Genomic DNA, 26336 nt, shown 5'->3' on the forward strand with positions numbered 1-26336 from the left:
GGAGTCTATTATGAGAGAAATCGAAGTAAGCAGACTTACAGAGATTATCGAAAAACTCTGTATCGAAGCCAATGAACATCTCCCGGAAGATGTGAAGGATGCTATCAAAACCTGCCGTGCCTGCGAGGACGGCGAGATCGCAAAAGGTGTCCTTGATAACATTATCGAGAATTTTGATATTGCAGACAGTGAGAATGTTCCGATCTGTCAGGATACCGGAATGGCATGCGTATTCCTTGAAATTGGTCAGGATGTCCACTTTACAGGCGGAGATTTAAATGATGCCATCAATGAAGGTGTACGCCGCGGATACGACAAAGGTTACCTGAGAAAATCCGTTGTCAGGGATCCGGTACGCCGTGGAAACACAGGTGACAATACACCGGCTATGATCTATACAGAGATCGTTCCTGGAGATCAGGTGAAAGTAACTGTAGGACCAAAAGGCTTCGGAAGCGAGAATATGAGCCAGATCCGTATGTTCAAGCCATCTGCAGGCCTTCAGGGAATCAAGGATTTCATTCTTGAGGCTGTAGAAACTGCAGGTCCGAACCCATGTCCGCCTATGGTAGTTGGTGTTGGTATCGGAGGAACTTTTGACAAATGTGCACTTCTTGCAAAGAAAGCGCTGATGCGTCCTCTGAATACAGAGAATCCGGATCCTTACTATGCAGATCTTGAAAAAGAGATGCTGGAGAAGATCAACAAGCTTGGTATCGGACCTCAGGGCTTTGGCGGAAAGACCACAGCTATCGGTCTGAACATTGAGACTATGCCTACCCATATCGCAGGTATGCCATGTGCAGTTAACATCAACTGCCATGTAACACGTCATAAAACGGAGGTGCTTTAATATGGAAAGAAGAAAGATCACACTGCCTCTGACAAGAGAGCTGGCAAGAACTCTCCATGCAGGCGACCAGGTTTTACTGACAGGAACCATCTATACATCCCGTGATGCAGGTCACAAGAGAATGTGCGAGGCCCTTGCAAAAGGAGAAAAGATTCCTTTTGACCCTACAGATGCTACCATTTACTATGTAGGTCCGACTCCGGCAAAACCAGGCGAAGTCATCGGCTCCGCAGGCCCTACAACCAGCGGCCGTATGGATGCCTATGCACCGACCATGATGTCCGTAGGCGCCAGAGGAATGATCGGAAAAGGCGCCCGCCTTCCGGAAGTCGTAGATGCAATGAAAAAATATGACGGTGTATATTTCGGAGCTATCGGCGGTGCAGGAGCACTTCTTGCAAAATGCATCAAAAAAGCAGAGCTTATCGCTTACGAAGACCTGGGTGCAGAAGCACTCCGCAAGCTTTATGTGGAAGACATGCCGCTTGTAGTCATCATTGACAGCGAGGGAAATAACCTTTACGAAGAGGGACGTGCAGAGTACCTGAAAGACCACGCAGAATAATCTTTTGCCCCAAAATGTGATATTGTGATATATTTCAAAAAGGAATAAAAAAAGGATAAAAGTCCGACAGTAAATGCTGAAGATCCGTGCAGAAGCATTTATTGTTGGACTTTTTAATTTTATCATTTCACTTTCAATTTAATCATTCTTGCGAAAATGATCAAATTAAAGTTGACAATGATAAAACTGATTTATTTACTTGAAGTAAATAAAATCCAAAAAGAGTGATAAAGAAGGTGATGAAAAATATATGAGACGGTTTGATTATCAGGAAAAGTGGAAAAATCTGTTGACTCCTGAAATTGTATCTTATCTGACACAGATACATGAATTTAAAGGAGAACAAACTCTTTTTATTGAGGCCAAAGCAGATACTCTTACACAATTATAGCTATCCTCTTAATTAACGCAAATTCCAGATGCGAGGAACCACCCTTTGCAATCGTTCGTACTTATTGTTTTTAAGGCCGCTTTTACAGCCTTAGGTAGTTCAGCAGCAACACGGACTTTCCTCTTTCTGAGAAAGGATTTCATTTTTGACCACATTTTTTCAATAGGGTTCAAATCTGGACTGTATGATGGCAAATATAGATAGGAGATCCCTGCCTTGTCTAAAAGTTCCGTCACTATTTTGGCATGATGAGAACGCATGTTATCCATGATTACAACATCGTTTTTCTCAAGGCTCGGTATCAATTGTTTTCCAATATATTCACGAAATCGCTGTGCAGTTGTTCCACCTTGGTACGTAGTATATACCAGACTGCCGTTAAGCCGGATGGATGACAAAACAGTTGTTCCGGCAGGCGTGTTGATCGGAGTAGCATCCATGGCACGTTTCCCATGTACTGCATGTGCATAGTGTCTTGTGAGGTTTGTATTAATACCGCTTTCATCGAGATATATTTGATGTTCTGCATTTGCACCAGATATAGTTTCTATCCATTGACTGCGTTTTCTCTGCACATCGGGGACGCTCCTGTTCTTTTGCATGCAAAGACTTTTTCTTATAAGTGTAACCTTGTTTTATCAGAAAACGCCTGACGGCTTCATCGCCGACAGGTAAATGAAGCGTTTCGACAATCTCCTTCATTGTGATATCTGGTTGTTCTTGCACAAGTTCCAGAATATCGTGGTGCTGTTTTTCTGTAAGAATTGTTTTCCGGCCTCTCATCTGCGTTCTGGTCTCATAACTGCCAGTGCGTGCACGCTCTTCTACAAGGCGGTATACGGTGCTTTCATTTACTGAAAAATATTTTGCAATTTCCCTGGCATTGTGAGTTTTATCCCAGGTTTCCAATACTAGTTTTCTAGCTTCATAGTGTAGCATACTATCATCTCCTACACTATATTTTATCACCGCTGTAAAGGAACTGCATTATTTAAGAGGTTTGCTATAGATACGCTGCGGCAGGATATAAAAAGAAATATCCTCTATCCCTGCGGCGTCAATATCGAACGCAAAGATGGTTCAGCGGATACGGTCAGCCTGAAAGAATAGTAAGTACCCTATCGGCTCCCTTTGCCCAACACAACACCGCATCCGGCCGAGGCCGTCCTAACCCTGATAACCGATATGCTCCGGGCCATCGCGGAGTATTCCAAGAATGACCGGGCCGAGTTTATCCGCACTGTCCAGGAAACGCAGGCCGCCCAGCAGACCGCCGATGTATCCAAGAAGCGGAAACGGCTGGCCGCCGCCCAAAAGCGGGCCGGGGAACTGGAAAAGCTGATTTGCAAAATCTATGAGGACAATGCCCTGGGTAAGCTGCCGGACGCCCGGTATGAGGCCCTGGACGCGCAATATGCCAAAGAGCAGGAAGCTTCTCAATGCGGAAATCGTGGAACTGGAAAAGGCCGTTACCGGCTATGAGCAGAGCCGGAAATCTGCGGAGAAGTTTATTGCCCTGATTGACAAGTATGAAAATTTCGACACGCTGACAAATACCATGCTCAACGAGTTTGTAGAGAAAATCCTTGTCCATGAACGCGCCTGCAAAGGCAGCCAGGACACCACGCAGGAGGTTGAAATCTATTTCAATTTTGTGGGCCGGTATATCCCGCCCGCCTTGCAGCCTGTTCCCCTGACCCCGGAGGAACAGGAAGAACTGCGGAAGAAGGAGGAGCGCAAAGACCGGCTTCACCAGAACTACTTACGCCGTAAGGCAAACGGCAAGCAGAAGGAATGGGAAGAACGCTACACCGCCAAACGCAAGGCCCAAGTGGAGGCGGCAAAGGTCGCGATCCGGGCTGAGGACATGGAGAAAGGCATTTTTACCACCATCAGCCAGTTACCCAGGCAGGAGCCGCGCAAGGCCACCTTACCGGCCAGCGCCGCAGTTTAACCATCACAGTGCAAAGGAGGACGAACATGAACGAATTGACTTACACCCGCTGCGGGGATTACTACATCCCCGACCTGAAACTTTCCGAGCAGCCGGAGGCCCCCATCGGCAAGTATGGCCGTATGCGGCGACGCTACTTGAAGGAACACCGGCCCGGTCTTTACAGCAGCTTGATTTTGAGCGAAAAGCTGTACCCGCACCTGTTGGAGATTGACCGGGCGGCGCATGAACGAATGGACGCCATGCTGCCCCGTATGATGGAGGCGGCAGGCGTCACCGAGGAACTGAAAGCCCGTGACCCCATGTGCTGGGTGGGGCTGATGAACACGCTGAAAGTGCAGGCGAGGAAATAGTGAACGATGAATTGATTTGCAAGAAACGTCAAATATAGTGGACGTTAGCGTACTATATTTGACGCTTTGTGAATTTTTCATATGATTAACTTTTCCATGGCAAACACACTATGCGGAAGAAAACTTAAAATTCAAAATTTGTAGGCATCAAATGCGTAAAGTTAATACTACAAGACTTGACAATAAACAGGAATGAGTGTATGATTATAACTAAGTTAGCTTTCTTTGTTCACTAAGGGGTGGGAAAATGGGATATGGAACATATGAGACTACACATGAAAATGTTATTAAAAGTGGAAAACGATTATTTATGCAAAATGGATATGAAAGAACGAATCTCCGAGAACTATGTAAAGAAGCGGGAATTACCACTGGTTCGTTTTATCGACATTTTGCAAGCAAGGAAGAACTCTTTGGATATTTGGTGCAACCTGCAATTGATGGTCTTTATAAAATGTATGATGCATCAAAAGAACTTTGTTTTGATTCTATTGAGACAGAACGTATTAAAGAACTTTGGAAAATCAGCAATGATACATTACAGAATCTGGTAGACTTTATTTATCAGAATTTTGACAGTTTCAAATTGCTGTTAGAATGTGCAGATGGAACGAAGTATAGCTCTTTTGTTAATGACGTTGTCACTATGGAGGTGCAGAATACCCTTAAAATGCTGGATGTCATGCACGAACGAGGAATTATTGTAAAGGATCTGTGTGAGAATGAATTTCATATGTTGTCTCATGCATTTCTTTCCTGTGTTTTTGAATCTGTCATGCATAATTATGGAAGAGAAGATACACTGGCGTATGTTCATACAATGGTAGAGTTTTTTAATGCCGGCTGGCAGAAGGTTCTTGGCCTTTGAGAATAATCAAGGGCCAAATTTTTATAATAAAAGCTGACAAAGTAAGCATACTTTGTTTTTAAAGTGTATCTTGTTTTTTGATACGAAGTTAGCTATATCTAACTTTGTCGTGTTGTTCAAGGAGGAATGAAAATGAATGAAAAGCCCAAAATTCAGACTGGAACAGTAGGAAAATTGATTGTATTTGCCCAAGATTGTTATGGGAAAATGGCAGCTTCCGTGTTTCTGGCAGTCATAGGGATTTTATGCGGAATGATTCCCTATTTCTGTGTGGCAAGATTAACAGCAGATTTCTTTTATGAAGAACAAACGATGAAAGCGGTTGTTGGGTGGTCAACACTCGCTGTTCTTGGTTTGTTGCTAAAAATGACTCTCACCACATGGTCATCTATGAAATCTCATGAGGCTGCATTTACTGTACTAAAAAATATTCGTGAAAAGCTCACAAGAAAGATGGAACGTGTGCCTATGGGAGTTATGATAGATACTCCTACGGGCACGTTGAAATCACTTGTGGTTGATACCGTTGATAAATTGGAAAAGCCACTTGCCCATATTCTGCCGGAGATGATTTCTAATATTTTTGCCCCGATTGCTATTTTGGTTATGCTATTTGCCATGGACTGGAGGATGGCACTGGCCACTTTAGCAACAGTTCCGATTGGATTTGTAATTCTTATGGGACAGATGATTGGGTATAAAGAAAAGTCCGAACGGTACATCAGAGCAGGAAATGAAATGAACAATGCGATTGTGGAGTATGTGAATGGTATCGAGGTGATTAAAGCTTTTAACCAGTCTGCATCTTCTTATGGAAAGTTTACGGATGCTGTAAAATTCTTTCGGGATTCGACTTTAGATTGGTGGAAAGGATGCTGGCTGTTTTCTTCGATTGGATATACAGTTATTTCTTCTACCTTATTATTTTCTCTACCATTGGGGGCATATTGGTTTAGAACTGGTATGTTGGATTTCTCAACGTTTATTACCTGTATTATCCTTTCTATGGGAATTGCCGGGCCGATTATGGCGGCAACACAGTTTGTAGATGATTTTGCGGTTATATATCAAAGTGTGGAGCAGGTAGACACATTTTTAGGGCAAAAAGAAATGGATAGACCTTCCGCACCCGTTATTCTTTCTGATTCAGAATTTGAATTTCAGGATGTATCCTTTGCCTATAAGGATACAGAAGTCCTTCATCATATCAATTTAAAAACTGTTCCGCATGGAGTAACGGCCATCGTTGGCCCTTCTGGAAGCGGAAAGTCTACGATTGCAAAATTGATGGCAGGATTTTGGGAGGCTACTTCGGGAAATATTCTTTTAGGCGGTCAAAACATAAAGGATATTCCGTTTCCGCAGTTGATGGAACATGTTGGTTATGTGGCACAAGACAATTTTCTTTTTGATACTTCCATTATGGAAAACATTCGTTTGGGCAGAAAAGACGCATCCGACGGAGAAGTTATAGCCGCAGCAAAGGCAGCAAACTGTCATGAATTTATACAGAAGCTGGAATACGGGTACGACACAAAAGCAGGCGATGCGGGTAGCAAACTGTCTGGAGGTGAAAGGCAGAGGATTACTATCGCAAGAACAATGTTGAAAAAATCAGATGTGATTATTCTTGATGAGGCCACAGCATTTGCAGATCCAGAAAGTGAGTCTATGGTCCAGTCTGCAATCAATAAATTGATTGCGGGAAAAACGTTAATTGTTATTGCACATCGTCTGTCTACGATTAAAAATGCGGATAAAATTGTGGTTATGGACAGTGGAGAAATTGTTGCCGAGGGCAAACAGGAAGAGTTACTGAAGAATTGTTCGTTGTATAACCGTATGTGGAGAGATCATATTACGGCAATGGATGGATCTGTGTTGGAACAGGAGGTGGAATCATGCTAAAAACTATCAAGCGTATTTTAGACTTATGCGGCTCTTATAAATCTCGGCTGATTGCCGGTATCGTGTGTAGCTTGATTTATTCTGTTTGTACAGCTTGCTCGATCTTTGCAATTTTAAATATTCTGTTAAATATCCGGGAGCTTACGAATGATCACATACGAAACAGTATTTGGATTCTTTTGGTCAGTATTGTTGGAAAATGCATTATGAAGTATCTTATCAGTATCTATATGAGCGCAAATGGATACAACGTTTTTTGTGAAAAACGTATGGAAATAGGTGATAGAATGAAACGAGCGCCTATGGGCTTTTTCTCCGAACAGAACTTAGGTATGATTAACACAGCATTAAGTTCCGCTACAACAGAACTGGAAAATTTCTCAATGGTTGCTGTGGAGAATATGGTAGGCGGCATTATTCAGGCAGTGTGTGTGATGATTGTCCTCTTGTTTTTCAACTGGAAAGTTGCATTACTCTCACTGATTGGCTTGCTTTTATCATCTGTTACACTCAAACTGATAAAGATCCGGACGACAAAACAGGCTCCTCGACGGGAAGCATCTCGCGAAATAATGGTCACAAAAGTGCTTGAATACATTAGAGGTATTTCCGTAATACGTTCCTTTGGACGCCAGCCGGATGATGAAATACATCAGGTATTAGAAGAAACAAAAAATGCAAATATTACGATGGAAAAACAGGTAATGTCTGTTGTTAATCTCTATAAGGGAATTCTTGAGGTGTTCAGTGGGCTGATTATTGGTTATTCAGCGTGGCTTATGCTGATCGGGCAGCTAACATTTCCTATAGGAGTAATGTTTTTGGTATCATCGTTTATGATTTACGGGCAAATGGAAACGATGGGGAATGGAGCATTTTTGTTGCGTGTTCTTGACAGTTCACTAAACCGAATGGAGAAGGTTATGAACATTCCTGTCATGGACGAGGGCGCGAAAAAGATTGAACCTGCGAATTGTGATATAGAATTGAAAAATGTATCTTTTGGATATGATAGCCGCCCAATCATTAAAAAGGTTAGCCTAAAAATTCCTCAAGGAACTTCTACCGCTATTGTTGGTTACTCTGGTTCTGGAAAGACAACCTTATGCAATTTGATTACCCGGTTTTGGGATGTGGATTCTGGAGAAGTGTTGTTTGGAGGGCATAATGTGAAAGAATATGCCTGTGACGATCTGCTCTCTAACATCAGCATGGTATTTCAAAATGTTTATCTTTTCCACGATACGATTGCAAATTGTATCAAATTTGGTAAACCGGATGCAACACGAGAAGAAGTGAAAATTGCTGCAAAGAAAGCCTGCTGTTATGATTTTATTATGAAGTTGCCGGATGGCTTTGATACTATCATCGGAGAAGGAGGTTCTACTCTCTCAGGCGGTGAAAGACAGCGTATTTCTATAGCAAGAGCGATTCTAAAGGATGCCCCCGTAATTATTCTGGATGAAGCAACTTCGAGTGTCGATCCAGAAAACGAACATGAATTGTTAAAGGCGCTTGAAGAATTGACAAAGGGTAAAACATTGATCAGTATTGCCCACCGTATGACAACGGTTCGGAAAGCGGATCAGATTATTGTATTGAGTGATGGTGAAATTGTACAGCAAGGCACTCATAAAGAACTGATAGCACAGGAAGGAGTTTACAAGAACTTTCTAACAATCCGTACACAATCTGTTGGTTGGCAGATTTAGCAGTAAAACCAATATTTATACTTGGAAAGGACAATGAAAATGGAAAAAACAAACAAACTTAATTCAAAGGACTTAATTAACATCGGTATCTATACCGCTATGTACCTGGTAGTATTCTTTGTAGTTGGGATGATGAATGCGGTTCCTATCCTTTATCCGATTTCCTTGTTTTTTGTGCCGATTGTCACAGGAATACCATTCATGCTTTTTGCTACAAAAGTAAAGAAATCAGGTATGGTTTTTATTATGGCTTTGATACTTGGTCTGTTCTGGTTTGCTCTCGGATATACTTGGACACCACTTGTTTCTTATATTGTTGCTGGTATTTTAGCCGAAATTTTCTTTAAAGTTGCGAAATTTCAGAATTTTAAACTTATTGTTATGGGATATTGTGTCTTTAGCTGGGGTGCAATCGGTTGCTGTATGCCTATGTGGGTTATGACAGATACCTATATGGCGCACATTGAAGAAGAAATGGGTTCTCAGTATGTAACACAACTCATGCAGTATATGCCATGGTGGATGGGAATTGCCGGTCTTGGGATTATTTTTATCGGTGGTTTGATTGGAGCAGCTTTGGGAAAGAAAATGCTGAAAAAGCATTTTAAGCGTGCAGGAATTGCGTAAAATGATGCAGTATCCGGCTTACATACCAGAAAAGAGGAAAGGCTTTTCCCTTGATCCCAGGACAAAGTTACTTTTCATGGTGCTGATAGCAACATTAATGTTTGTTGTTTATAACAACATACCTTACATCTGCGTATTGGCAGGACTACCCTTTTTGCTCCTTATTGTTAACGGTCAGAAAAAAACAGCAGTGATTTATGGTAGCTTATTTGTTTTGGCAGTGATTGCCAATTATATAAAGGACATTGCCACTCTGCCTCAACTGTTAAACGGTATTGTTGTCCTTCTAATTGCATTGGTCTTGCGGTTATTTCCAACCTTTATGATGGGTTATTACATCATAAAGTCTACGAAAGCGGATGAATTTGTATCTTCTATGGAGCGTTGGCATGTTTCTAAAAAGGTGCTGATTCCGATTGCTGTGGTATTTCGCTTTGTACCAACCATGCAGGAAGAATCCCAATCTATTACTGAAGCTATGCGGATGAGGGGAATTCAATTTGGTACAAAAAAGTTCTGGAAGTCTCCCGGTACTATTTTGGAGTACCGGCTGATACCGCTTCTGATCTCCGTTGTAAAAATAGGAGATGAATTATCAGCCGCTGCTTTAACTCGCGGATTGGGTAACTCAGTTAAACGAACCAATATTGCACAAATCGGATTCAGCAAAAATGATGCTATTGTATTGATAATATCAATATTTCTGTTATTATGGGCATTTGCATTGGGGGTGATGTCGTGATTGAATTGGACAATGTATCTTTTACCTATAATAGTTCAGAGCGTGAAAGCGGCGTACATAATATTTCTATCACGATTCCTACAGGTCAGGTAGTCTTATTTTGTGGAGAATCCGGCTGTGGAAAAACAACACTGACGAGAATCATCAATAAACTTATCCCAGAGTATTATGAGGGGAAAATGTCAGGTAAAGTAATAATCGATGATAAAGATGTAACAGGACAGACCATTTATGATTTTAATGGAAAAATAGGAACCGTATTCCAGAATCCTCGCAGCCAATTTTTTAATGTGGATACGACCAGCGAGATTGCTTTTGGGTGCGAAAACTATGGTATCGAACAACAGGAAATATTAAGACGAATAGGACAAGCCATTGGAGAAATGAAAATCCAAAATCTTATGGGACGTAACCTTTTTGCTTTGTCCGGGGGTGAAAAACAGAAGGTGGCCTGCGCTTCTGTATCTGCGATGGAACCAGATATATTTATATTGGATGAGCCTTCCTCGAATTTGGATGTTGCTACCATTTGGGATTTGAGACAGGCAATCATTGGGTGGAAGAAAAAAGGAAAAACGATATTGATTGCGGAACATAGGCTGTATTACCTAATGGATGTTGTGGATCGAATTATAATTTTACAGAATGGACAGATCGAAAGAGATATAGATGCCGCATCATTTTGGAAGTATGACGATACGGAAGTTATACACATGGGGTTACGTTCACGGAATCCGACAGTGTTTCAAAAAAATACCTTCCATAAGTCAAAAAAAGGTGTTATCAATATCTATGACTTTTCCTTTGCATATGACAAGAAGCATTCCCTATTAGATATTCCAATGCTATCTATTCCTAAAGGAAGTATTGTGGCAGTTCTTGGGCATAATGGAGCAGGGAAAACCACCTTTGGAAAATGCCTGTGTGGACTGTTGAAAGGTGCAAAAGGAACGGTTGAGATGGATGGAGTTTCTTATGATACAAAGGAACGGTTGAAAATCAGCTATATGGTTATGCAAGATGTAAACCATCAGCTTTTTACGGAAAGTGTTCTGGATGAGATTCTGTTAAGCATGTCTGGAGAAGATGAAGAATTAGATAGAAACAACGCTATAAGCATATTAGATAGTCTAAATCTGGAAGCGTTCTCGGAATATCATCCTATGTCTCTTTCAGGAGGGCAAAAGCAGAGAGTGGCTATTGGCAGTGCAATCGCCTCAGCTAAGTCCATTCTCCTATTTGACGAACCTACCAGCGGATTAGACTATCATCATATGCTGGAGGTTGCAGATAATCTACAACAACTTAGTAATATGGGAAAAACAGTTTTTGTGATTACTCATGATCCAGAGTTGATCGGAAAATGCTGCAATTATTTCGTCTTTATAGAAAATGGGAAAGTTAAATGGAGCGATGGCTGGAATTATATTAGTAAACAAAAACTATCGGAGTTTTTTGTACCTGTAGATAGAAACTATGAAGCTACATAAATCAGGGGAGGACTACCTGGAAACCATCCTTGTTCTCCATAAGAAGATGGGCATGGTGCGCTCCGTAGATGTGACCCGGCACATGGAGGTGTCCAAGCCCAGTGTGTGTCATGCGGTGGCAACCCTACGGGACGGGGGGCTTTCTCACGATGGACGAGGATTACTTTCTCCATCTGACCGATGTAGGCCGCGAGGTTGCCGAAAAAATCTATGAGCGCCATTGCTTCTTTACTGAGCAGCTTATCGCAGCGGGCGTCGACCCTGAAACTGCGGAGGCCGACGCCTGCCGGATTGAACACATCATCAGCGACGAGAGCTTTTCACGGTTGAAAGAGGCAGCCGCACAAGAGCAAGAATAAACTGAATAAGGCAAGCTATCCTGCCCCGCCAGACGGGAAAGAAAAAACCGTTGCAGGGCAGGTAGCTTCGTGCGCTCATAATGAATTATCAGAGTATTGCGGCGGTTTTGAGAAATCAAAGCCGCCGTTTCTTTATGCCCTCGACAAAGGAGTGACGCCTATACGCTGACACGGCGGCTTTAGGAGGGAGCCGCCATGAAGCACACTGACTGCCGACAAATTCAGACGAACTTTGCACTACCGTCAAAAAAAGCTCGGCCACCGGACAGCCCCCGTCTGACAGTCCGTGCGAAAATTGTCATAATGTAGTTGAATATCGTATTTCTCACGCCCGAATAGCTTCATGCTGTCCGGGCGTTTTTCTATGTCAGCCTCGGTGTCGTTCCCCGCCGCCCCGTTCAGATTTTCTCACAAAAATCTGAACGGAGGAAAGGCAGATGGAAGTCACCATCAATTATAACGGACAAGCTGTGGCCGTGGAGGTCACGCTGGAAGTCTATGAATTTCTTGACCGGGCCGACCACAAGACTGAAAACCTGCTGCACGAACAGCGGCGGCATTGGGATGGCCGGGAGTTTGACGAATACATAGTTGCCACCGAAGGCATGGGCATCTACGGCGAAACGCCGGAAGAATACCTTTGCCGCATGGAAACGCTGGACGAACTGCTGGCCGTCCTGTACACCTGTACCGAGGCCCAGCGCCGCCGGTTCTCGCTCTATGCGCTGGACGGACTGACCCTTGCGAAGATTGGGGCAATGTGTGGCTACTCCAAAGTATCCGTCTACGAGAGCATTCTCGCGGTTCGGAAAAAGTTCTTGAATTTTTTCGCAAACCACCCTAACGATTGACCTCTTTTGAGGCTACCAAGTGAAAGGGATTGTTTCCCTTATACCAGCGAGAGACGGACAGCGGACAAGCTGCCCGTCTCTCCCATTTTCAGGAGGTAAGCCTATGAAAACAATCAATTTGCGGTGGATTTATCCCCACTACCGGCACGACGAGTTTGTGGAGGTCAGCGACGAGGTATGGGAGGCCATGCGGCAGGCCCAGCGGGAGTACCGACTTACCTTAGTGAGATTGGCGGAGGCAATCAACCATTTGTCGGAGACACAGGCCCGCCGCATTCGTGCAAGGTATCTGCTGGGGATGAAAGTAATTGAGATCGCCGCCATTGAAGGAGTAATTCCCAGCTGTGTCGGCTCTTCCATCAGGGCGGGACTAAAGAACATTCGCAAGTATTTTGAAAAGAAGAAATGGAGGGTGTCCAGAGAATGGGAACAGTGGAACAGCTGAACGCCGAGAAGGAAAAAGTGCAAAAAGAACTGCGCCAGTTGGAGAACCGCCAGAAAGCCCTGCTGAACAGCAGCGTGACGCCGAGCGCCGAGCCAGAACCCGCCGCCTATCGCAGCGGAACCAAGCTGACAAATGAGTGGGACGGCCTGACTCATGACTACACCCACAAGGGCAGCGTGATCCCGGCAGATTGACTTCTGGAAGTGGTCTCTGTTTCGTCTGATGAATCCGGCGGTTACAGCGCTTCCTTCGCCTCCGACCTGTCTTTTGGCAGCTATTATGTCAAGGAACGCACGACCAATGGCGCCTATATCCTTTCGGATCAGAAATATCCGGTCGTCTTTGAATATGCCGGACAGGAAACCGCCCTGATACAGATCCTTGTCAATGAAGGCGAGGCTGTTTCCAATGAACTTCTTCGTGGGCGTGTAGACGGTGTAAAAGTTGGGGAAAACCCGGAAGGCGGCGAAGATGTCACGCTGGCCGGTGCGCTCATGGGACTGTTTAGACTTGATACAGAAGAATTTACTGAAGAAAATGCGCTGCTTACTGCTGTTACCGGAAAAGACGGCAGCTTTCCTGGAAGGATGACGGTGCTTATACTACCTGGCTTACAGCTATGAAGGAACGTTCTGCGGTGGAAAGTGATGTGACTATGACCTCTGCAGCGATAAGGTACTGACCCTTTCTACCTGTACGCCGGGCGGCACAGGACGCTTCCTTGTCATGGGAAAACTCGTGAAAGTAGATAACGAAATATAGATTTTAGACGGTGCGGGGGCAAAAGCTCCCGCACCTGCTGTTTACAAGGAGGATTTTATTTTATGGTAAATACCATGATTTCCATTCCTGGCTATGTCCATCTTTACCGCTCGCTTTTGCGTTTTTACGACATGCCGGAAAATGAAGTCCGGGAAATGCTCTATCTTTTGAATACGGCAAACCTGGACTGCTACGAGTATTATCACCCGGACCGCAGTGTGATCCAGAGCGGACCGGTCGCTTTTTGCGGATGGTTGGAAACGAAAGACTGCCGCCCTTACCGCACAGAGGTACAGCTTTACAAATCGCTGCTGTTTTTGAAGCGCAGCATTGACCGTGACCTGATCATATCAGCTCAGAGGGAGGCTCTGCAAACCCTGCGCTGTATTATCTCCAATCTGGAATACCGCTTTTATAAAGCCTATGACATGGAGATTGAGGATAAACGCACGGTCTACGGGGAATGTACCTACCATCTGGTTCCCAGGGAGGACGAACCCAGCGTGTGCCTGATGCACGACTGGATCTACCTGCCGAGTACTTAAAATGTCCCGAATAATACACAATATTCGGGACAAAATAAGAATACGATAGTTCCCATCTCCTGACATAGAATTTGAAACTGATGTATAAATTCTGTTCTATGTGGAATACTATTGCTAAAACTTTTGAAGTCTATTGAAAATTTGTCCCGAATAATATATAATATTCGGGACAAAAGGAGGTGAGCAATATGGCAAATGGCTATTCCAAACAGATTCAGGAGCAGATCAAAGCAGCGGCGGAAGGAACTATTTTCATCAGTTCTGATTTTGCGGATATTGCCGATACGGAAACCATAAGACGGAACTTAAACCGGCTTACACAGGCAGGTATGCTTCGCCGCATTTTGAAAGGTGTTTATGAAAAACCAAAATATAGCAAACTTCTGGATGAATATGTGGCAGCAGACCCGGAAGCAGTGGCGAACGCATTGGCACGAAGTTATCACTGGACGATTGCTCCATGTGGGAATACAGCATTGAACCTGTTAGGTCTTTCAACACAGGTAACAGCAGTATGGTCCTATATCAGCGATGGTCCATATAAGACCTACGAGTGGAACTCTACAAAGCTGGAATTTAAGCACCGGACCAATAAAGAGATTACCGGATTGTCCTATATGACAAGTTTGGTTATACAGGCATTAAAAACGCTTGGCAGATCGAATGTTACGCCAGAAGTCATACAGATGCTTTCCGAAAAACTGACAGACAAGGATAAACAGGCTTGTTTGAAGGAAGCAACAGAGTCTACGGATTGGGTTTACGATACGATACGGCAGATTTGTGGAGGTGAAAAGGTACAATGAGAAATATAGCAAGACTTTCAGATAACGACCGCAGGGAGCTGTTCAGAAATACAGCAGATAAAATGGGACTGAATGATGCCATCGTGGAAAAAGACTTTTGGGTATGTTTTACGCTGGATTTTTTATTTCACCGCTCACTATGGAAAGAGTCCATCACCTTTAAGGGCGGTACCAGCCTTTCAAAAGCCTTTCACCTGATTAGCCGGTTTTCAGAAGATATTGATTTGATTCTGGACTGGCGTGTATTGGGATATGACAAAGATGAACCATGGGAGAAACGTTCCAATACAAAACAGGATGCTTTTAACAAAGAAGCCAATGCGCGTGCGGAGGTATTTCTGTCCGAAACATTCTGCCCGGCAGTCAAATCCGGCTTATCCCAGGAAATCGGTTGTGAAGCAAATGTCTACATAGATGAAAAGGATAAACAGACGGTCATTTTCGCCTATCCGCACCTTTTTACAAATACGGCGACCTTACAGGTGATCCGTTTAGAGATTGGTGCGCTGGCAGCGTGGACTCCTGCAAAAACAGCGCAGATCGAACCATACGCGGCAAAATATTATCCGAAGATTTTTGAGCAAAAAGAAACTGCAATCCTTACCGTTGCCCCGGAACGGACCTTCTGGGAAAAAGCCACAATCCTGCACCATGAAGCGAACAGACCGGAACATTTGGAAATGCCGCAACGGTATTCCAGACATTATTATGATCTCTACCGCATGGCTGCAACACCGGTCAAAGAAGCTGCTTTTTCCAGGCTGGATCTCCTGAAGAAAGTTGTAGATTTCAAAATGAAATTCTATCCCAGAGCATGGGCGAAGTACCCGGAGGCTGTGCCGGGCACATTAAAATTACTCCCGCCGGAATACCGGTTCGCAGCATTGGAAGCGGACTATAACTCTATGCAGGATATGTTGTATGGGGATGTTCCGACATTTGAGACAGTCATAGCAGCGGTCCGGGAACTGGCAAAAGAGATCAATACATTATAACAATTACATATCCGTTTATTTGCCGGCTATTCTAAGATGCTTTAGAATAGCCGGTTTCTTGTTTTCAAAGGAGGGATGCTATATTACGCAAAATGAAGTCAATGCCGTTTTTGACGAACAGGTACGGCTCTGTGCTGATACCTTGAAACGAAAAACCAAAGAATACACCGGGGATGACCCGGACCGGCTGGGTGCATTTAAGGCAGCGGCAGCTTTACAGCATACAACGCCCCAGCGTGCCCTTGCCGGTATGCTGGCAAAGCATATTGTTTCTCTGTACGATATGTGCTTTGACGAGGAAGCGGTTTACCCGATGGACACATGGGATGAAAAGATCACAGACAGTCTTAACTATCTGTTCTTACTGAAAGCGATCGTAAAGGAGGGACATACCAATTAAACAGATCGAAGTAAAAATTTTGAACTGCCAGGCGGTGGCGGAAGCAGAAAAAAACATGGTCTTTGCGGCAAGACTTACCCAGCATGGACATAAGATTGCCTCAATGGATGACCTGATGGAGCTCTACGAAAAATCATTCAGTGTTCAGACAGTAGCAGCTGTGGGGGCGTTTCCCCATCCTACCATCCAGAAATTTGCGGTGATCACGGTAGCCATTGTCGGCGCCAGCAGGCGTTTTCTGGCGCAGATCACCCGCCACCAGAACGAAGTAAAATTTATGAGTGCATCGCTGCAGTACAGCAACTATGGGGCTGTCGGGAAATAGATAGTTCCAGAGCAGGGAGGGTATGACTCACAACGAGTCATACCCTCTCTGAATTTATCTGAAAAAAGAAAAAAAGATGGCTAACGACAACCATCTTTCTCTCCGTTACATGTTATAATGCAACTATGCTAATAACTAATTATTATAACGATTTTTTTGAGTTTGGGCAACAGAAAATTAACTTTAGTTTCTTCGAATTGAGTTTACCTGACGACGATCCAGTCTATACCCTGAAAAAAGTGATGGAGGAATTAGATTTTTCTGGCTTGTTATCCAATTGTTCAAATAAGGGAAGAACCGGGTACAACCCAATTATGATGTATGCTGTAGTTACCTATGCAAATATGCGGAGAATACGTTCTGTTGACCGTATTGTCGATCTGTGTGAAAGAGACCTTGCTTTTATCTGGCTGACGCGCGGACAAAAACCGAAACGAGATGCTTTTTATGACTTTAAAAACAGGAAGTTGACATCTGATGTCCTGGATGACCTGAATTACCAGTTTATGCGGCGGCTGCAGAAAGAAGGGCTGGTCACATTAAAAGAACTTTTTATTGACGGTACAAAGATAGAGGCGAATGCGAACCGTTATACTTTTGTATGGCGCGGAAGCATCAATTACCATCTGGCAGGACTTCTGGAGTCTATCGACCAGCTTTTTGAAAAATATAATTCTTTTTTGCAGGAGAATGATTATGGGACAAAGTACGAGCTGGGAAATGCACAGATGTTTGTGATCGAAGGGATGGATAAAGTCCGGGAAGTGATCGAAAAGAACAGAAAACGAAAGCTTGTAAAACATAAAAAGCTTTCAAATAACCGTATTATAGAGATCGATAACTGTTCACCGCTTGAAATACGGAAACTCCAGAACAAACTCACGATGATCGCAGACAACGAGGGAATCGAATTCGTTTACGGAAAAGGAAAAAGAAAACCTGCACTTCAACAGTTGCATGAGGAACTGGAACAATGCGGAAAACGACTGATGGAATATAAAGAATGCTTTGAGATCATGGGAAAAGACAGAAACAGTTATTCCAAAACAGATCTGGAAGCGACTTTTATGCGTATGAAAGAAGATCACATGCTGAACGGACAGTTAAAGCCAGCATATAATGTTCAGATCGCGGTAGAGAATTATTTTATCGTACATGGATATGTAAGCAGCGACCGCACCGATTATAATACCCTGATCCCGGTCCTTGAAAAACATAAGAATGCTTTCGGGAGTATTCTGGAAGAAGTAACTGCGGACAGCGGGTACTGTAGTGAAAAAAATCTGCTTTATTTAAAACGGAATGAAATATCCAGTTATATAAAACTGCAGGATCATGAAAAGCGAAAAACACGCGCTTATTCAGAAGATATCAGTAAATATTACAACATGAGGACAGGGATCTTTGAAGATGAACAGTTCTATATCTGACATGACGGACGTGAACTGCGGCATCTCAGGACAGAGAGCAAAGAATTTGAAGGAAAAACTGCCTAGAAAAAAAATGCAGCTGAAAAAATCCAAACAAGGATTTTTTGCGGCCAAAAACAGAAAGTATTTATCAAAATAAAAATATCCTGAACAAGTTGCAGAGCCAGAAAGCTCTGTAACTGTCAGGATATTTTTGTTTGGTGCTGTCAGCTCTAAAAAACGTTATTTACCGACAGTCCCTTTTTCCGTAGAGAGTGTTATTTCACAGCCCCTTTTTTGGCTATTATTCTTTGGTTCTTGTATTAATGAACTGCAGTTTTGGCTTGGAGTACAGAATTTTCTGGCTGTGATATAGTCCGAAGTATCCGGATTCCAGATATCCGATACCGATGGCCAGCAGGAAAAATGGCATGCAGTCGAAGCCAAACAGCTCAAAGCTGAGGAACAGGCTGCTGATTGGGCAGTTGTTCACACCGCAGAAGACAGAAACCATACCGCAGGCTGTAGCCAGGGATGGATTAAAGCCGGTCAGCTGACCGAAGATGCATCCAAAGGTAGCACCCACAAACAGGGTAGGAACAATCTCGCCACCCTTGAAACCACAGCCAAGGGTGATGGCGGTAAAGATCATCTTCAACAGAAAAGCAGTGGGAACCACTTCGCCGGAGATTGCCTTTGTAATGATATTCATGCCGGTACCCAGATAGTCAGTAGTGTGAAGGAGATTTACCAGCAGGATAATCAGCAGCGCACCGGAGACTACGCGGATCCATTCATTTGGTACATACTTCTGATACAGATGTTCTGTGCGGTGCAGGACAGCACAGAATAAAATACTGACGGCTGCACAGAGTAAAGCGAGAATAATTACCAGCGTGATATTCTTCGCATTCATAGGAATGCCAGCCGGAATAGTGAAGTGTTCTCCTTCCGCACCCACCAGAATAGCCATTTCCCGGGCGGTCAGTGCTGCGATAGAGCATGGACCAGCGCAGCATATTGCATGATGCCGACACTGACGACTTCCATAGAAAAAACGGTAGCTGTCAGCGGGGTACCGAACAATGCAGAGAAAGCGGCACTCATACCGCACATAATCATAATCTTTTGATCGTGCTCATCCATTTTGAGCCATTTGCCAAGGGTACCACCGATACTGCCGCCCAGCTACAGGGCAGCACCCTCTCTTCCGACAGAACCACCAAAGGCGTGAGTCAGCACAGTGGAAATCATGATGAGTGGAGCCATACGCAGAGGAACATATTTCCCACCAGAGATACCTTCCAGTACTCTGTTCGTTCCAGATTTGGAAGGATCTAATCTGTACATGACTACGATTGCGAGGCCGGAAACAGGCAGCAGATACAGCATCCATGGATGTGTGATACGAAATCCGGTTACGATGGTGATACAGCGGGCAAAGCCTCCTCCGATCAGTCCAAGCACCACACCGGCAGCTCCGGCCAGAACGATCCACCGCAGCAGAATGCCGATTCTGGCAAGACATTTCCAGATTCCTTCTTTTAAAAGACTGAATAGTTTATCTGTAGTGATATTCATAACAATTCTCTCCCATAGTTTTGTAGAGGGTCTGAAAAACAACAGAACCCATCATTTCCGGTATAATGAAAAGAAAGTATTTCTGCAATAAGAAGAGAAGAAAAAATGCGTATGCCTTGCGGAAGATGTGTGGGTTTGATAAAATGTAGAAAGCCGATGGGTTAGATCATACGAAAGAGGGCTGACATGGAAAGTATTTTAGTAAAAATTCAGGATACAGTAGCAAAGTACGCGGATGTGTTATCCAAGATTTCCCGTGTGGATGTGGAAGTGGTGGATAATCGTCTGTATCGTGTGGCAGGGACAGGGATGTTCAGTGAACTGGTGAATCAGGATATGTCAGCAGAGGGATATGTATATCGACAGGTGCTGAAAACCGGGCGCCGTCAGATTATTTATTCTCCAGGGCGGGAACTGATCTGTCAGAATTGTCCTCATTGTAATGACTGCCAGGAAGAGATTGAGATCTCCATGCCAGTACGTATGGGGATGGAGATTATCGGGATCATTGGCCTGGTCGGCAGCAGCCGGGAACAGAAAGAACGAATCCTGGGGGATGAGCAGCTTTATCTGGAATTTTTGGAGCAGATTGCGGATTTTATTTCAACTAAAGCCAGGGAATATCGTGAGATGGATAACAAGAACCGACTGCTGGATACACTGGATTGCACGATCGGATATATTGATCAGGGAATCGTCATTATCGGGGATGACCATGTGATCACCACGTCCAATGAAGTAGCGAAAAAGCAGCTGGAACTGGATATGCCGGAAGGAACCTATGTGGAGATCGAGGCAACCGGTGACCGCATGAATTACCTGAATGAATATAAAATGAAAGTTGGGGACAGGGAGTTCTCGATCATGGGACATCTTTATGACCTGCCACAAAAAAAAGGCAGATATGCCAAACTGCTTCTGTTTGAGAACAGTAAAGCCATTCAGAAAAAGTATTATGAAATGACCTCCACGGTTCATAAACTGGACTGTAGCAATATTATCGGTGACAGTGAGGTAACACAGAAGATGAAGCGGGAGATCATGCAGGTGGCTCAGAGTAGTTCTACCGTACTGATTACCGGTGAGAGTGGTACGGGAAAAGAGATGGTGGCGACAGCAATCTGGAATGCCAGCAATCGTCGTTCCGGAAGATTTGTAGCGATTAACTGTGCAGCGATTCCGGAGGCCCTGCTGGAATCTGAACTGTTTGGTTATGTAAAGGGAGCCTTTACCGGAGCTGATCCTCATGGTCGAATTGGAAAGTTCGAGCTGGCCAATAAAGGTGTGATTTTCCTGGATGAGATCGGAGATATGCCGCTGTATCTGCAGGCGAAGCTACTGCGGGTGCTACAGGAGCGGAAGATCACCCGAATTGGTTCCAATCAGGTGTTTACCATTGATGTGCGGATTCTGGCAGCAACCAATCGAGATCTGAGGGAGATGATTCGGGAAAAGAAGTTCCGGGAGGATCTCTATTATCGATTGAATGTCATCCCATTAGAGATAGCACCGTTAAGAGAGCGTATTGAGGATATTCCACCTCTGGCAGAGCATTTTGCCACTCATTATGCAAAGCTTTTTCAGAAATATTTCTGGAAGATTACGGAACCGGTGCTGAATTGTCTGAGACAGTATCCCTGGCCAGGCAATGTGCGAGAACTGGAGAATGTGGTGGAATTCATGGTGAATATGATGGGAACGGATGGAGTCCTGGATGAAAAGACCTTGCCGCGGGAAGTAAGAGAACGGGGAGGAAAAAGTGAGGAGAAAAACAGCTCATCAGATGGAGAAGAGGACGAAAGAACAGTACATTCTGAGACTGGGCGCGGGACAGAAGAAGTGTTGACCTTAAAAGAACTGGAACAGAGAGCCATTCGTCAGGCCATTGCCAGATATGGAGACACCACCCAGGGAAAAAAAGAAGCGGCCAGACAACTGGGCATCGGACTTGCCACCCTGTACCGAAAAATTGGGGAATAAAGCTAATGGGGACGGAGAGCCAGAAAACACCGTCCCCATTGTTTTCTCAGAATGAGAAAAAGAGAATGAAATTCTCATTCTGAGAATAAATAATTCCCAAAATGAGAAAAAACAGCGAATCGAAAAGAGAATATAAGAACCGAAAAAGATTCATACAAAAAACCAGGTGATGAAAAAGCCTTGTATTTCATGGATCTTTTTTGTTTTTTAAAATTTTTTATATTTTTTTAGAAACGGGAACGGAACTTGCTGTATAGATAGACAGAAAGCGAAAATACCAGATAAATAAATCTGGTACGAAAGAAAGGAAGGAACGCATGAAAGAATCATTTAAGATGGTGACACGGAAGCATGAAAAGAACAGAGGATGTGACCTGAAATTATTCAGCAAAGAGTCTGCTGATAAAATCCGTGAATTTCACAAAAGCTTTCCAGTATATGCACCGACACCACTGGCACATCTGGAAGAGACTGCAAAATGCCTTGGACTAAAAGATGTATATGTAAAGGATGAATCCTGGAGATTCGGATTAAATGCATTTAAGGTGCTGGGCGGAAGCTATGCAATCGGAAATTATCTGGCAGGTCGTCTGGGAAAAGATATTTCAGAAGTAAATTATGAAACCCTGATTTCTGATGAAACAAGAAAAGAACTGGGAGATATCACTTTTGTAACTGCTACCGATGGTAATCACGGAAGAGGTGTGGCTTGGACAGCCAATCAGTTCAAGCAGAAATCAGTTGTATATATGCCAAAGGGCAGCGCACTGGAACGTCTGAACAACATCAGGGCAGAGGGGGCAGAAGCAAATATCACAGATCTGAACTATGACGAAGCCGTTCGTCTGGCTAACAGCCAGGCAGAGCAGAAGGGTTGGGTAATGGTACAGGATACTGCTTGGGAAGGATATGAAGATATTCCGACCTGGATCATGCAGGGATACGGAACCATGGGACTGGAAGCACAGGAACAGCTTCCTGAGAAACCGACTCATATCTTCCTTCAGGCGGGTGTTGGATCCATGGCCGGAGCAGTAACCGGATTATTCTCCGCAATCTATGGCGAAGACAGACCGGTGATTACCATTGTAGAACCGAACAAGGCAGACTGCCTGTATCGTACCGCAGAAGCAAATGACGGCGAACGTCATTTTGTGACCGGTGATATGAACACCATCATGGCAGGTCTTGCATGTGGCGAACCTTGCAGTATTGGATGGAAGATCCTTTCCGATTACGCAGATCACTTTATTTCCTGCCCGGACTATGTGGCAGCAAAGGGAATGCGTATTCTTGGTAATCCGGCAAAAGGAGATGACCGTGTGATCTCCGGAGAAAGTGGAGCAGCAGCATTCGGATGCGTGGCAGAGATCATGACCAATCCGGAACTGGCAGATCTGAAGAAAGAACTTGGCCTTGATGAAAATTCCCGCGTACTGTTCTTCAGCACAGAAGGGGATACCGATCAGGAAAACTATAAAGCAATTGTTTGGGATGGAAAGTATCCAAGTACTCATAAAAACTAATCATATTTGTTCAGTGACTTCACAGATACGAAGCCAAAATTCAATAAAATCGCCTTTGGCGATAGAATTCTGGCGTGCGTGTCTCGGATTTTGGCATATTCATGCCAAAACATCTCGCGGGACAGTGGGTTCTGAACAGTTACAACTAATCATATAAAAAAGGCACAGGAAAAGGAGGACATTATGTTAAACAAAGAAAGACAGGAAGAAGTAGTAGAATTATGTCAGCATCTGATCCAGAAGCAGAGCTATTCTGGACATGAAGACGGTGTGGCAGGTGTTCTGGAAGAACAGTTAAAGAAAAAAGGATTTGATTCTGTAACCGTAGACAAATACGGAAACGTCATCGGATGTATCAAAGGTAACCGTCCAGGTAAAAAAATCCTGTTTGACGGACATATCGATACTGTACCGGTAACAGATGAAACAGAATGGCAGTACCCGCCTTTCGCAGCTGAGATCCATGATGGAAAGATCTACGGAAGAGGAACCAGTGACATGAAAGGTGCCGTAGCAGGATTTGTAACTGCTGCAGCTGCATTTGCAGAAGACACGAAGAAAGATTTCGCAGGAGAAATCTATGTAGCAGGTGTGGTTCATGAAGAATGCTTTGAAGGTGTGGCAGCTCGCGAAATCAGCAGCTTTGTAAAACCGGATTATGTAGTCATCGGTGAAGCTTCTCATCTGAACATCAAGATCGGACAGAGAGGACGCGGCGAAATCGTTCTGGAAACATTCGGAAAACCTTGCCATTCTGCAAACCCGGAAAAAGGTATCAACGCAGTATATAAGATGGCAAAAGTGATCGAAGCAATCCGTGCTCTGGAGCCGACACATCACCCGGTACTGGGCGATGGTATTCTGGAGCTGACCGATATCAAGTCTGCGCCATATCCAGGAGCATCTGTGGTACCAGAATACTGCCGTGCTACTTATGACAGACGTCTGCTGGTTGGCGAAACAAAAGAAAGTGTTCTGGCACCGATTCAGGCACTGCTGGACAAGCTGATGGCTGAAGATCCTCAGTTAAAAGCAAAAGTTTCCTACGCAGTTGGAAAAGAACAGTGCTACACAGGAAATGAGATCACAGGCGAGAGATTCTTCCCAGGATGGCTGTATGATGAAAGAGATGCATTCGTACAGGATGTAAAGAAGGAACTGGAAGGAATGGGATACACACCGGAAATCACACAGTACAACTTCTGTACAAACGGAAGCCATTACGCAGGGGAAGCCGGAATCAAGACCTTTGGCCTTGGACCATCCAAAGAAAATCTGGCACATACGGTAAACGAATATATCGAAATCGACCAGCTGACCAAAGTAACAGACTGCTACTATGGAGTCATGAAAGCACTGTTAAAATAAGCAGTGGGGATTTTGATCAGGAGAAGGGATTATAGACATGAGTGGAAAACAGACAACAGCGTTAATTATTATCTTTATTTATATGGCACTGACCATTGTATTAGGTCTGGTAGTGTCCAAAAGAAAAGCAGCAAAGCAGGCAAAACAGAGTAACGAAGATTTCCTGATGGCAGGAAAGTCCTTAGGACCTTTAGTACTGGCAGGAACATTGTTCGCAGCGAATACCGGTGGTGCTAGTACAACCGGTATTGCAACCAATGTTTACAGCTATGGTATTTCCGCATGCTGGTATGTGATTGCAGCCGGAATCGGATTTGTACTGGTATCTTTTATTGCACCATATTTCCGTAAAGCACAGGCAAGTACTGTGCCACAGATTATCGGAAAACGTTACGGAAAAGCTTCCCACATTTTTACTGCATTTACTTCTATCGCAGCTCTGTTCATGGCAACAGGAGCACAGATTATTGCAACAGCGTCCATTATTAATGTAGTAACCGGGATGGATTTCTGTACAGCAGCGATTGTTATTACAATTGTAGTTATTATTTACACTATGATTGGTGGTTTCCAGTCAGTAGCAGCAGCAAACCTGATGCACGTATTTGTTATTACTGTTGGTATGGCAGTAGCTATGTTTGTTATGCTTGGCAACCAGCAGGTAGGCGGCTTTGCAGGACTGTTTGCAAAAGCAAAAACAGTGACAGATTCTACAGGAGCTTCTCTGGATCTGCTTAGTATGACAAAGATTGGTGTACCTACTGTAATTGGTTACATCGCAATGTATTTTATGACATTCCCTACCGGACAGGAAATTGTTCAGACCTACTGTTCCGCAAAAGACGGAAAATCCGCAAAGTTTGGTTCCCTGATTGCAGGTGTTCTGTCTGCTGTATACGCAATTGTGCCTGCAATCATCGGTCTGATGGCTTACGTATGCATCGATGGATATGCAAGTGGTCCACAGAAAAATGCACTGGCTGATGCAACCATGAATTTTGCACCGGCAGTAGTAGCAGGTATCGTACTGGCAGCAGTAGTAGCAGCAACCATGAGTTCCGCATCCGGAAATATGATTGGTACTGCAACCATGTTTACAAATGACGTATTCCGTCCATATATCAATGGTGGAAAACAGGATGATGCAAAAGAAATCTGGATTTCCAGAGTGGTTATGGTAATCGTTGGAGGCGTAGGTCTTATTGTAGCATTGACAGCATCCAATATCATCAGCGTTATGATGGGTGCATTTGCACTGAGAAGTGCAGGTCCGTTCGCTGCATTTATCTGTGGTCTGTTCTACAAGAACGTAACACAGAGAGCCGGATTTATCTCTATCGTATCCGGAACAATCGTAGCAGCTATCTGGATTTATGGTTTACATACACCATGGGGATTAAGCGCAATGGTTCCAGGCGGTATCGTAGCTTTAATCGTAATCTTTGTAGTATCAGCAATTGAACGTGGTATCGGTGTTGCTCCGGCTCCGGAACTTGAGCTGGAAGAAGATTAAAAACAGTC

General features: G+C 44.0%; 22 protein-coding genes and 6 pseudogenes. 25 read left to right on the plus strand and 3 right to left on the minus strand.

Features of this window, described 5'->3' with window-relative positions; genetic code table 11:
• Nucleotides 1-10 precede the first annotated feature (10 nt).
• Together V9W66_RS17350 and V9W66_RS17355 are read left to right on the plus strand one after the other, a co-directional pair.
• Nucleotides 11-853, plus strand: coding sequence for a fumarate hydratase (locus tag V9W66_RS17350; protein WP_144095619.1), 843 nt, complete (start codon nucleotides 11-13; stop codon nucleotides 851-853).
• A 1-nt stretch (nucleotide 854) separates the two neighbouring features.
• The gene (locus tag V9W66_RS17355) at nucleotides 855-1418 is read left to right on the plus strand and encodes a Fe-S-containing hydro-lyase (RefSeq protein ID WP_022426051.1); all 564 of its coding nucleotides are present in this window, start codon (nucleotides 855-857) and stop codon (nucleotides 1416-1418) included.
• 399 nt (nucleotides 1419-1817) lie between these two features.
• On the opposite strand, the gene V9W66_RS17360 is transcribed toward V9W66_RS17355, so the two are convergent.
• Nucleotides 1818-2384 carry an IS630 family transposase gene (locus V9W66_RS17360; RefSeq protein ID WP_439362792.1) on the minus strand — a complete coding sequence of 189 codons (567 nt, stop codon included), beginning with the start codon at nucleotides 2382-2384 and terminating at the stop codon, nucleotides 1818-1820.
• Complete coding sequence (locus tag V9W66_RS17365; protein WP_439362793.1) at nucleotides 2311-2778, minus strand: IS630 transposase-related protein; 468 nt, start codon at nucleotides 2776-2778, stop codon at nucleotides 2311-2313. Before V9W66_RS17365 ends, V9W66_RS17360 begins: the two co-directional genes overlap by 74 nt.
• 139 nt (nucleotides 2779-2917) lie before the next feature.
• On the opposite strand from V9W66_RS17365, the pseudogene V9W66_RS17370 reads away from it, so the two are divergent.
• The 19 genes and pseudogenes from V9W66_RS17370 to V9W66_RS17460 all read left to right on the plus strand — a co-directional run.
• Nucleotides 2918-3763: pseudogene (locus tag V9W66_RS17370) on the plus strand (DUF4368 domain-containing protein); the annotation flags it as partial.
• 26 nt (nucleotides 3764-3789) lie between these two features.
• Nucleotides 3790-4116: a TnpV protein gene (locus V9W66_RS17375; protein WP_439362794.1), complete on the plus strand. Its 327-nt coding sequence runs from the start codon at nucleotides 3790-3792 to the stop codon at nucleotides 4114-4116.
• Nucleotides 4117-4363: 247 nt separating this feature from the next.
• A complete protein-coding gene (locus V9W66_RS17380) occupies nucleotides 4364-4984 on the plus strand; it encodes a TetR/AcrR family transcriptional regulator (protein ID WP_005341829.1) in 621 nt (206 codons plus the stop codon).
• Between the two features lie 126 nt (nucleotides 4985-5110).
• Nucleotides 5111-6892 carry an ABC transporter ATP-binding protein gene (locus V9W66_RS17385; protein WP_420313815.1) on the plus strand — a complete coding sequence of 594 codons (1782 nt, stop codon included), beginning with the start codon at nucleotides 5111-5113 and terminating at the stop codon, nucleotides 6890-6892.
• The gene (locus V9W66_RS17390) at nucleotides 6886-8604 is read left to right on the plus strand and encodes an ABC transporter ATP-binding protein (RefSeq protein WP_144092615.1); all 1719 of its coding nucleotides are present in this window, start codon (nucleotides 6886-6888) and stop codon (nucleotides 8602-8604) included. The genes V9W66_RS17385 and V9W66_RS17390 overlap by 7 nt, the downstream gene beginning before the upstream one ends.
• A 39-nt stretch (nucleotides 8605-8643) precedes the next feature.
• Nucleotides 8644-9231: an MptD family putative ECF transporter S component gene (locus tag V9W66_RS17395; RefSeq protein ID WP_005341835.1), complete on the plus strand. Its 588-nt coding sequence runs from the start codon at nucleotides 8644-8646 to the stop codon at nucleotides 9229-9231.
• 1 nt (nucleotide 9232) lies between these two features.
• Nucleotides 9233-9973 (plus strand): energy-coupling factor transporter transmembrane component T, encoded by a 741-nt coding sequence (locus tag V9W66_RS17400; RefSeq protein WP_144092616.1) that lies wholly within the window; start codon nucleotides 9233-9235, stop codon nucleotides 9971-9973.
• Entirely contained in the window at nucleotides 9970-11463 is a 1494-nt protein-coding gene (locus tag V9W66_RS17405; protein WP_144092618.1) for an ABC transporter ATP-binding protein, read from the plus strand. The genes V9W66_RS17400 and V9W66_RS17405 overlap by 4 nt, the downstream gene beginning before the upstream one ends.
• Nucleotides 11450-11822: pseudogene (locus V9W66_RS17410) on the plus strand (metal-dependent transcriptional regulator). Before V9W66_RS17405 ends, V9W66_RS17410 begins: the two are co-directional and overlap by 14 nt.
• A 437-nt stretch (nucleotides 11823-12259) precedes the next feature.
• Entirely contained in the window at nucleotides 12260-12673 is a 414-nt protein-coding gene (locus tag V9W66_RS17415; protein ID WP_144092620.1) for a sigma-70 family RNA polymerase sigma factor, read from the plus strand.
• 103 nt (nucleotides 12674-12776) lie between these two features.
• Nucleotides 12777-13118: a hypothetical protein gene (locus V9W66_RS17420; RefSeq protein ID WP_144092622.1), complete on the plus strand. Its 342-nt coding sequence runs from the start codon at nucleotides 12777-12779 to the stop codon at nucleotides 13116-13118.
• Entirely contained in the window at nucleotides 13097-13312 is a 216-nt protein-coding gene (locus V9W66_RS17425; RefSeq protein WP_186289976.1) for a hypothetical protein, read from the plus strand. The genes V9W66_RS17420 and V9W66_RS17425 overlap by 22 nt, the downstream gene beginning before the upstream one ends.
• A pseudogene (locus V9W66_RS17430) lies at nucleotides 13289-13696 on the plus strand (SpaA isopeptide-forming pilin-related protein); the annotation flags it as partial. The gene V9W66_RS17425 and the pseudogene V9W66_RS17430, both read left to right, overlap by 24 nt.
• A 246-nt stretch (nucleotides 13697-13942) precedes the next feature.
• Complete coding sequence (locus tag V9W66_RS17435; RefSeq protein ID WP_144092624.1) at nucleotides 13943-14425, plus strand: hypothetical protein; 483 nt, start codon at nucleotides 13943-13945, stop codon at nucleotides 14423-14425.
• Between the two features lie 188 nt (nucleotides 14426-14613).
• The gene (locus V9W66_RS17440; RefSeq protein ID WP_117658865.1) at nucleotides 14614-15231 is read left to right on the plus strand and encodes a DUF6088 family protein; all 618 of its coding nucleotides are present in this window, start codon (nucleotides 14614-14616) and stop codon (nucleotides 15229-15231) included.
• Nucleotides 15228-16226, plus strand: coding sequence for a nucleotidyl transferase AbiEii/AbiGii toxin family protein (locus V9W66_RS17445; protein ID WP_144092626.1), 999 nt, complete (start codon nucleotides 15228-15230; stop codon nucleotides 16224-16226). The genes V9W66_RS17440 and V9W66_RS17445 overlap by 4 nt, the downstream gene beginning before the upstream one ends.
• Nucleotides 16227-16308: 82 nt before the next feature.
• On the plus strand, nucleotides 16309-16626 hold the full coding sequence (locus V9W66_RS17450) for a hypothetical protein (protein WP_144092638.1): 318 nt from the start codon (nucleotides 16309-16311) through the stop codon (nucleotides 16624-16626).
• Nucleotides 16622-16933 (plus strand): annotated as a pseudogene (locus tag V9W66_RS17455) (FAD-dependent thymidylate synthase); the annotation flags it as partial. The gene V9W66_RS17450 and the pseudogene V9W66_RS17455, both read left to right, overlap by 5 nt.
• Before the next feature lie 143 nt (nucleotides 16934-17076).
• Nucleotides 17077-18057, plus strand: a pseudogene (locus V9W66_RS17460) (transposase); the annotation flags it as partial.
• A gap of 607 nt (nucleotides 18058-18664) precedes the next feature.
• On the opposite strand, the pseudogene V9W66_RS17465 reads toward V9W66_RS17460, so the two are convergent.
• Nucleotides 18665-19941: pseudogene (locus tag V9W66_RS17465) on the minus strand (chloride channel protein).
• 186 nt (nucleotides 19942-20127) lie between these two features.
• Between V9W66_RS17465 and V9W66_RS17470 the strand changes: the two are divergent.
• The 4 genes from V9W66_RS17470 (at nucleotide 20128) to V9W66_RS17485 (ending at nucleotide 26328) form a co-directional block, all read left to right on the plus strand.
• Nucleotides 20128-21921, plus strand: a complete 1794-nt coding sequence (locus V9W66_RS17470) for a sigma-54 interaction domain-containing protein (RefSeq protein ID WP_144092628.1) — start codon at nucleotides 20128-20130, stop codon at nucleotides 21919-21921.
• Nucleotides 21922-22238: 317 nt separating this feature from the next.
• Nucleotides 22239-23447 carry a diaminopropionate ammonia-lyase gene (gene dpaL, locus V9W66_RS17475; RefSeq protein WP_144092630.1) on the plus strand — a complete coding sequence of 403 codons (1209 nt, stop codon included), beginning with the start codon at nucleotides 22239-22241 and terminating at the stop codon, nucleotides 23445-23447.
• A gap of 183 nt (nucleotides 23448-23630) precedes the next feature.
• Nucleotides 23631-24815, plus strand: coding sequence for a YgeY family selenium metabolism-linked hydrolase (locus V9W66_RS17480; RefSeq protein ID WP_144092632.1), 1185 nt, complete (start codon nucleotides 23631-23633; stop codon nucleotides 24813-24815).
• Nucleotides 24816-24852: 37 nt separating this feature from the next.
• A complete protein-coding gene (locus tag V9W66_RS17485) occupies nucleotides 24853-26328 on the plus strand; it encodes a sodium:solute symporter family protein (RefSeq protein WP_144100643.1) in 1476 nt (491 codons plus the stop codon).
• Nucleotides 26329-26336 lie beyond the last annotated feature (8 nt).

It is taken from the genome of Blautia massiliensis (ex Durand et al. 2017) (assembly GCF_051861785.1).
Lineage (GTDB): Bacteria > Bacillota > Clostridia > Lachnospirales > Lachnospiraceae > Blautia_A > Blautia_A luti_A.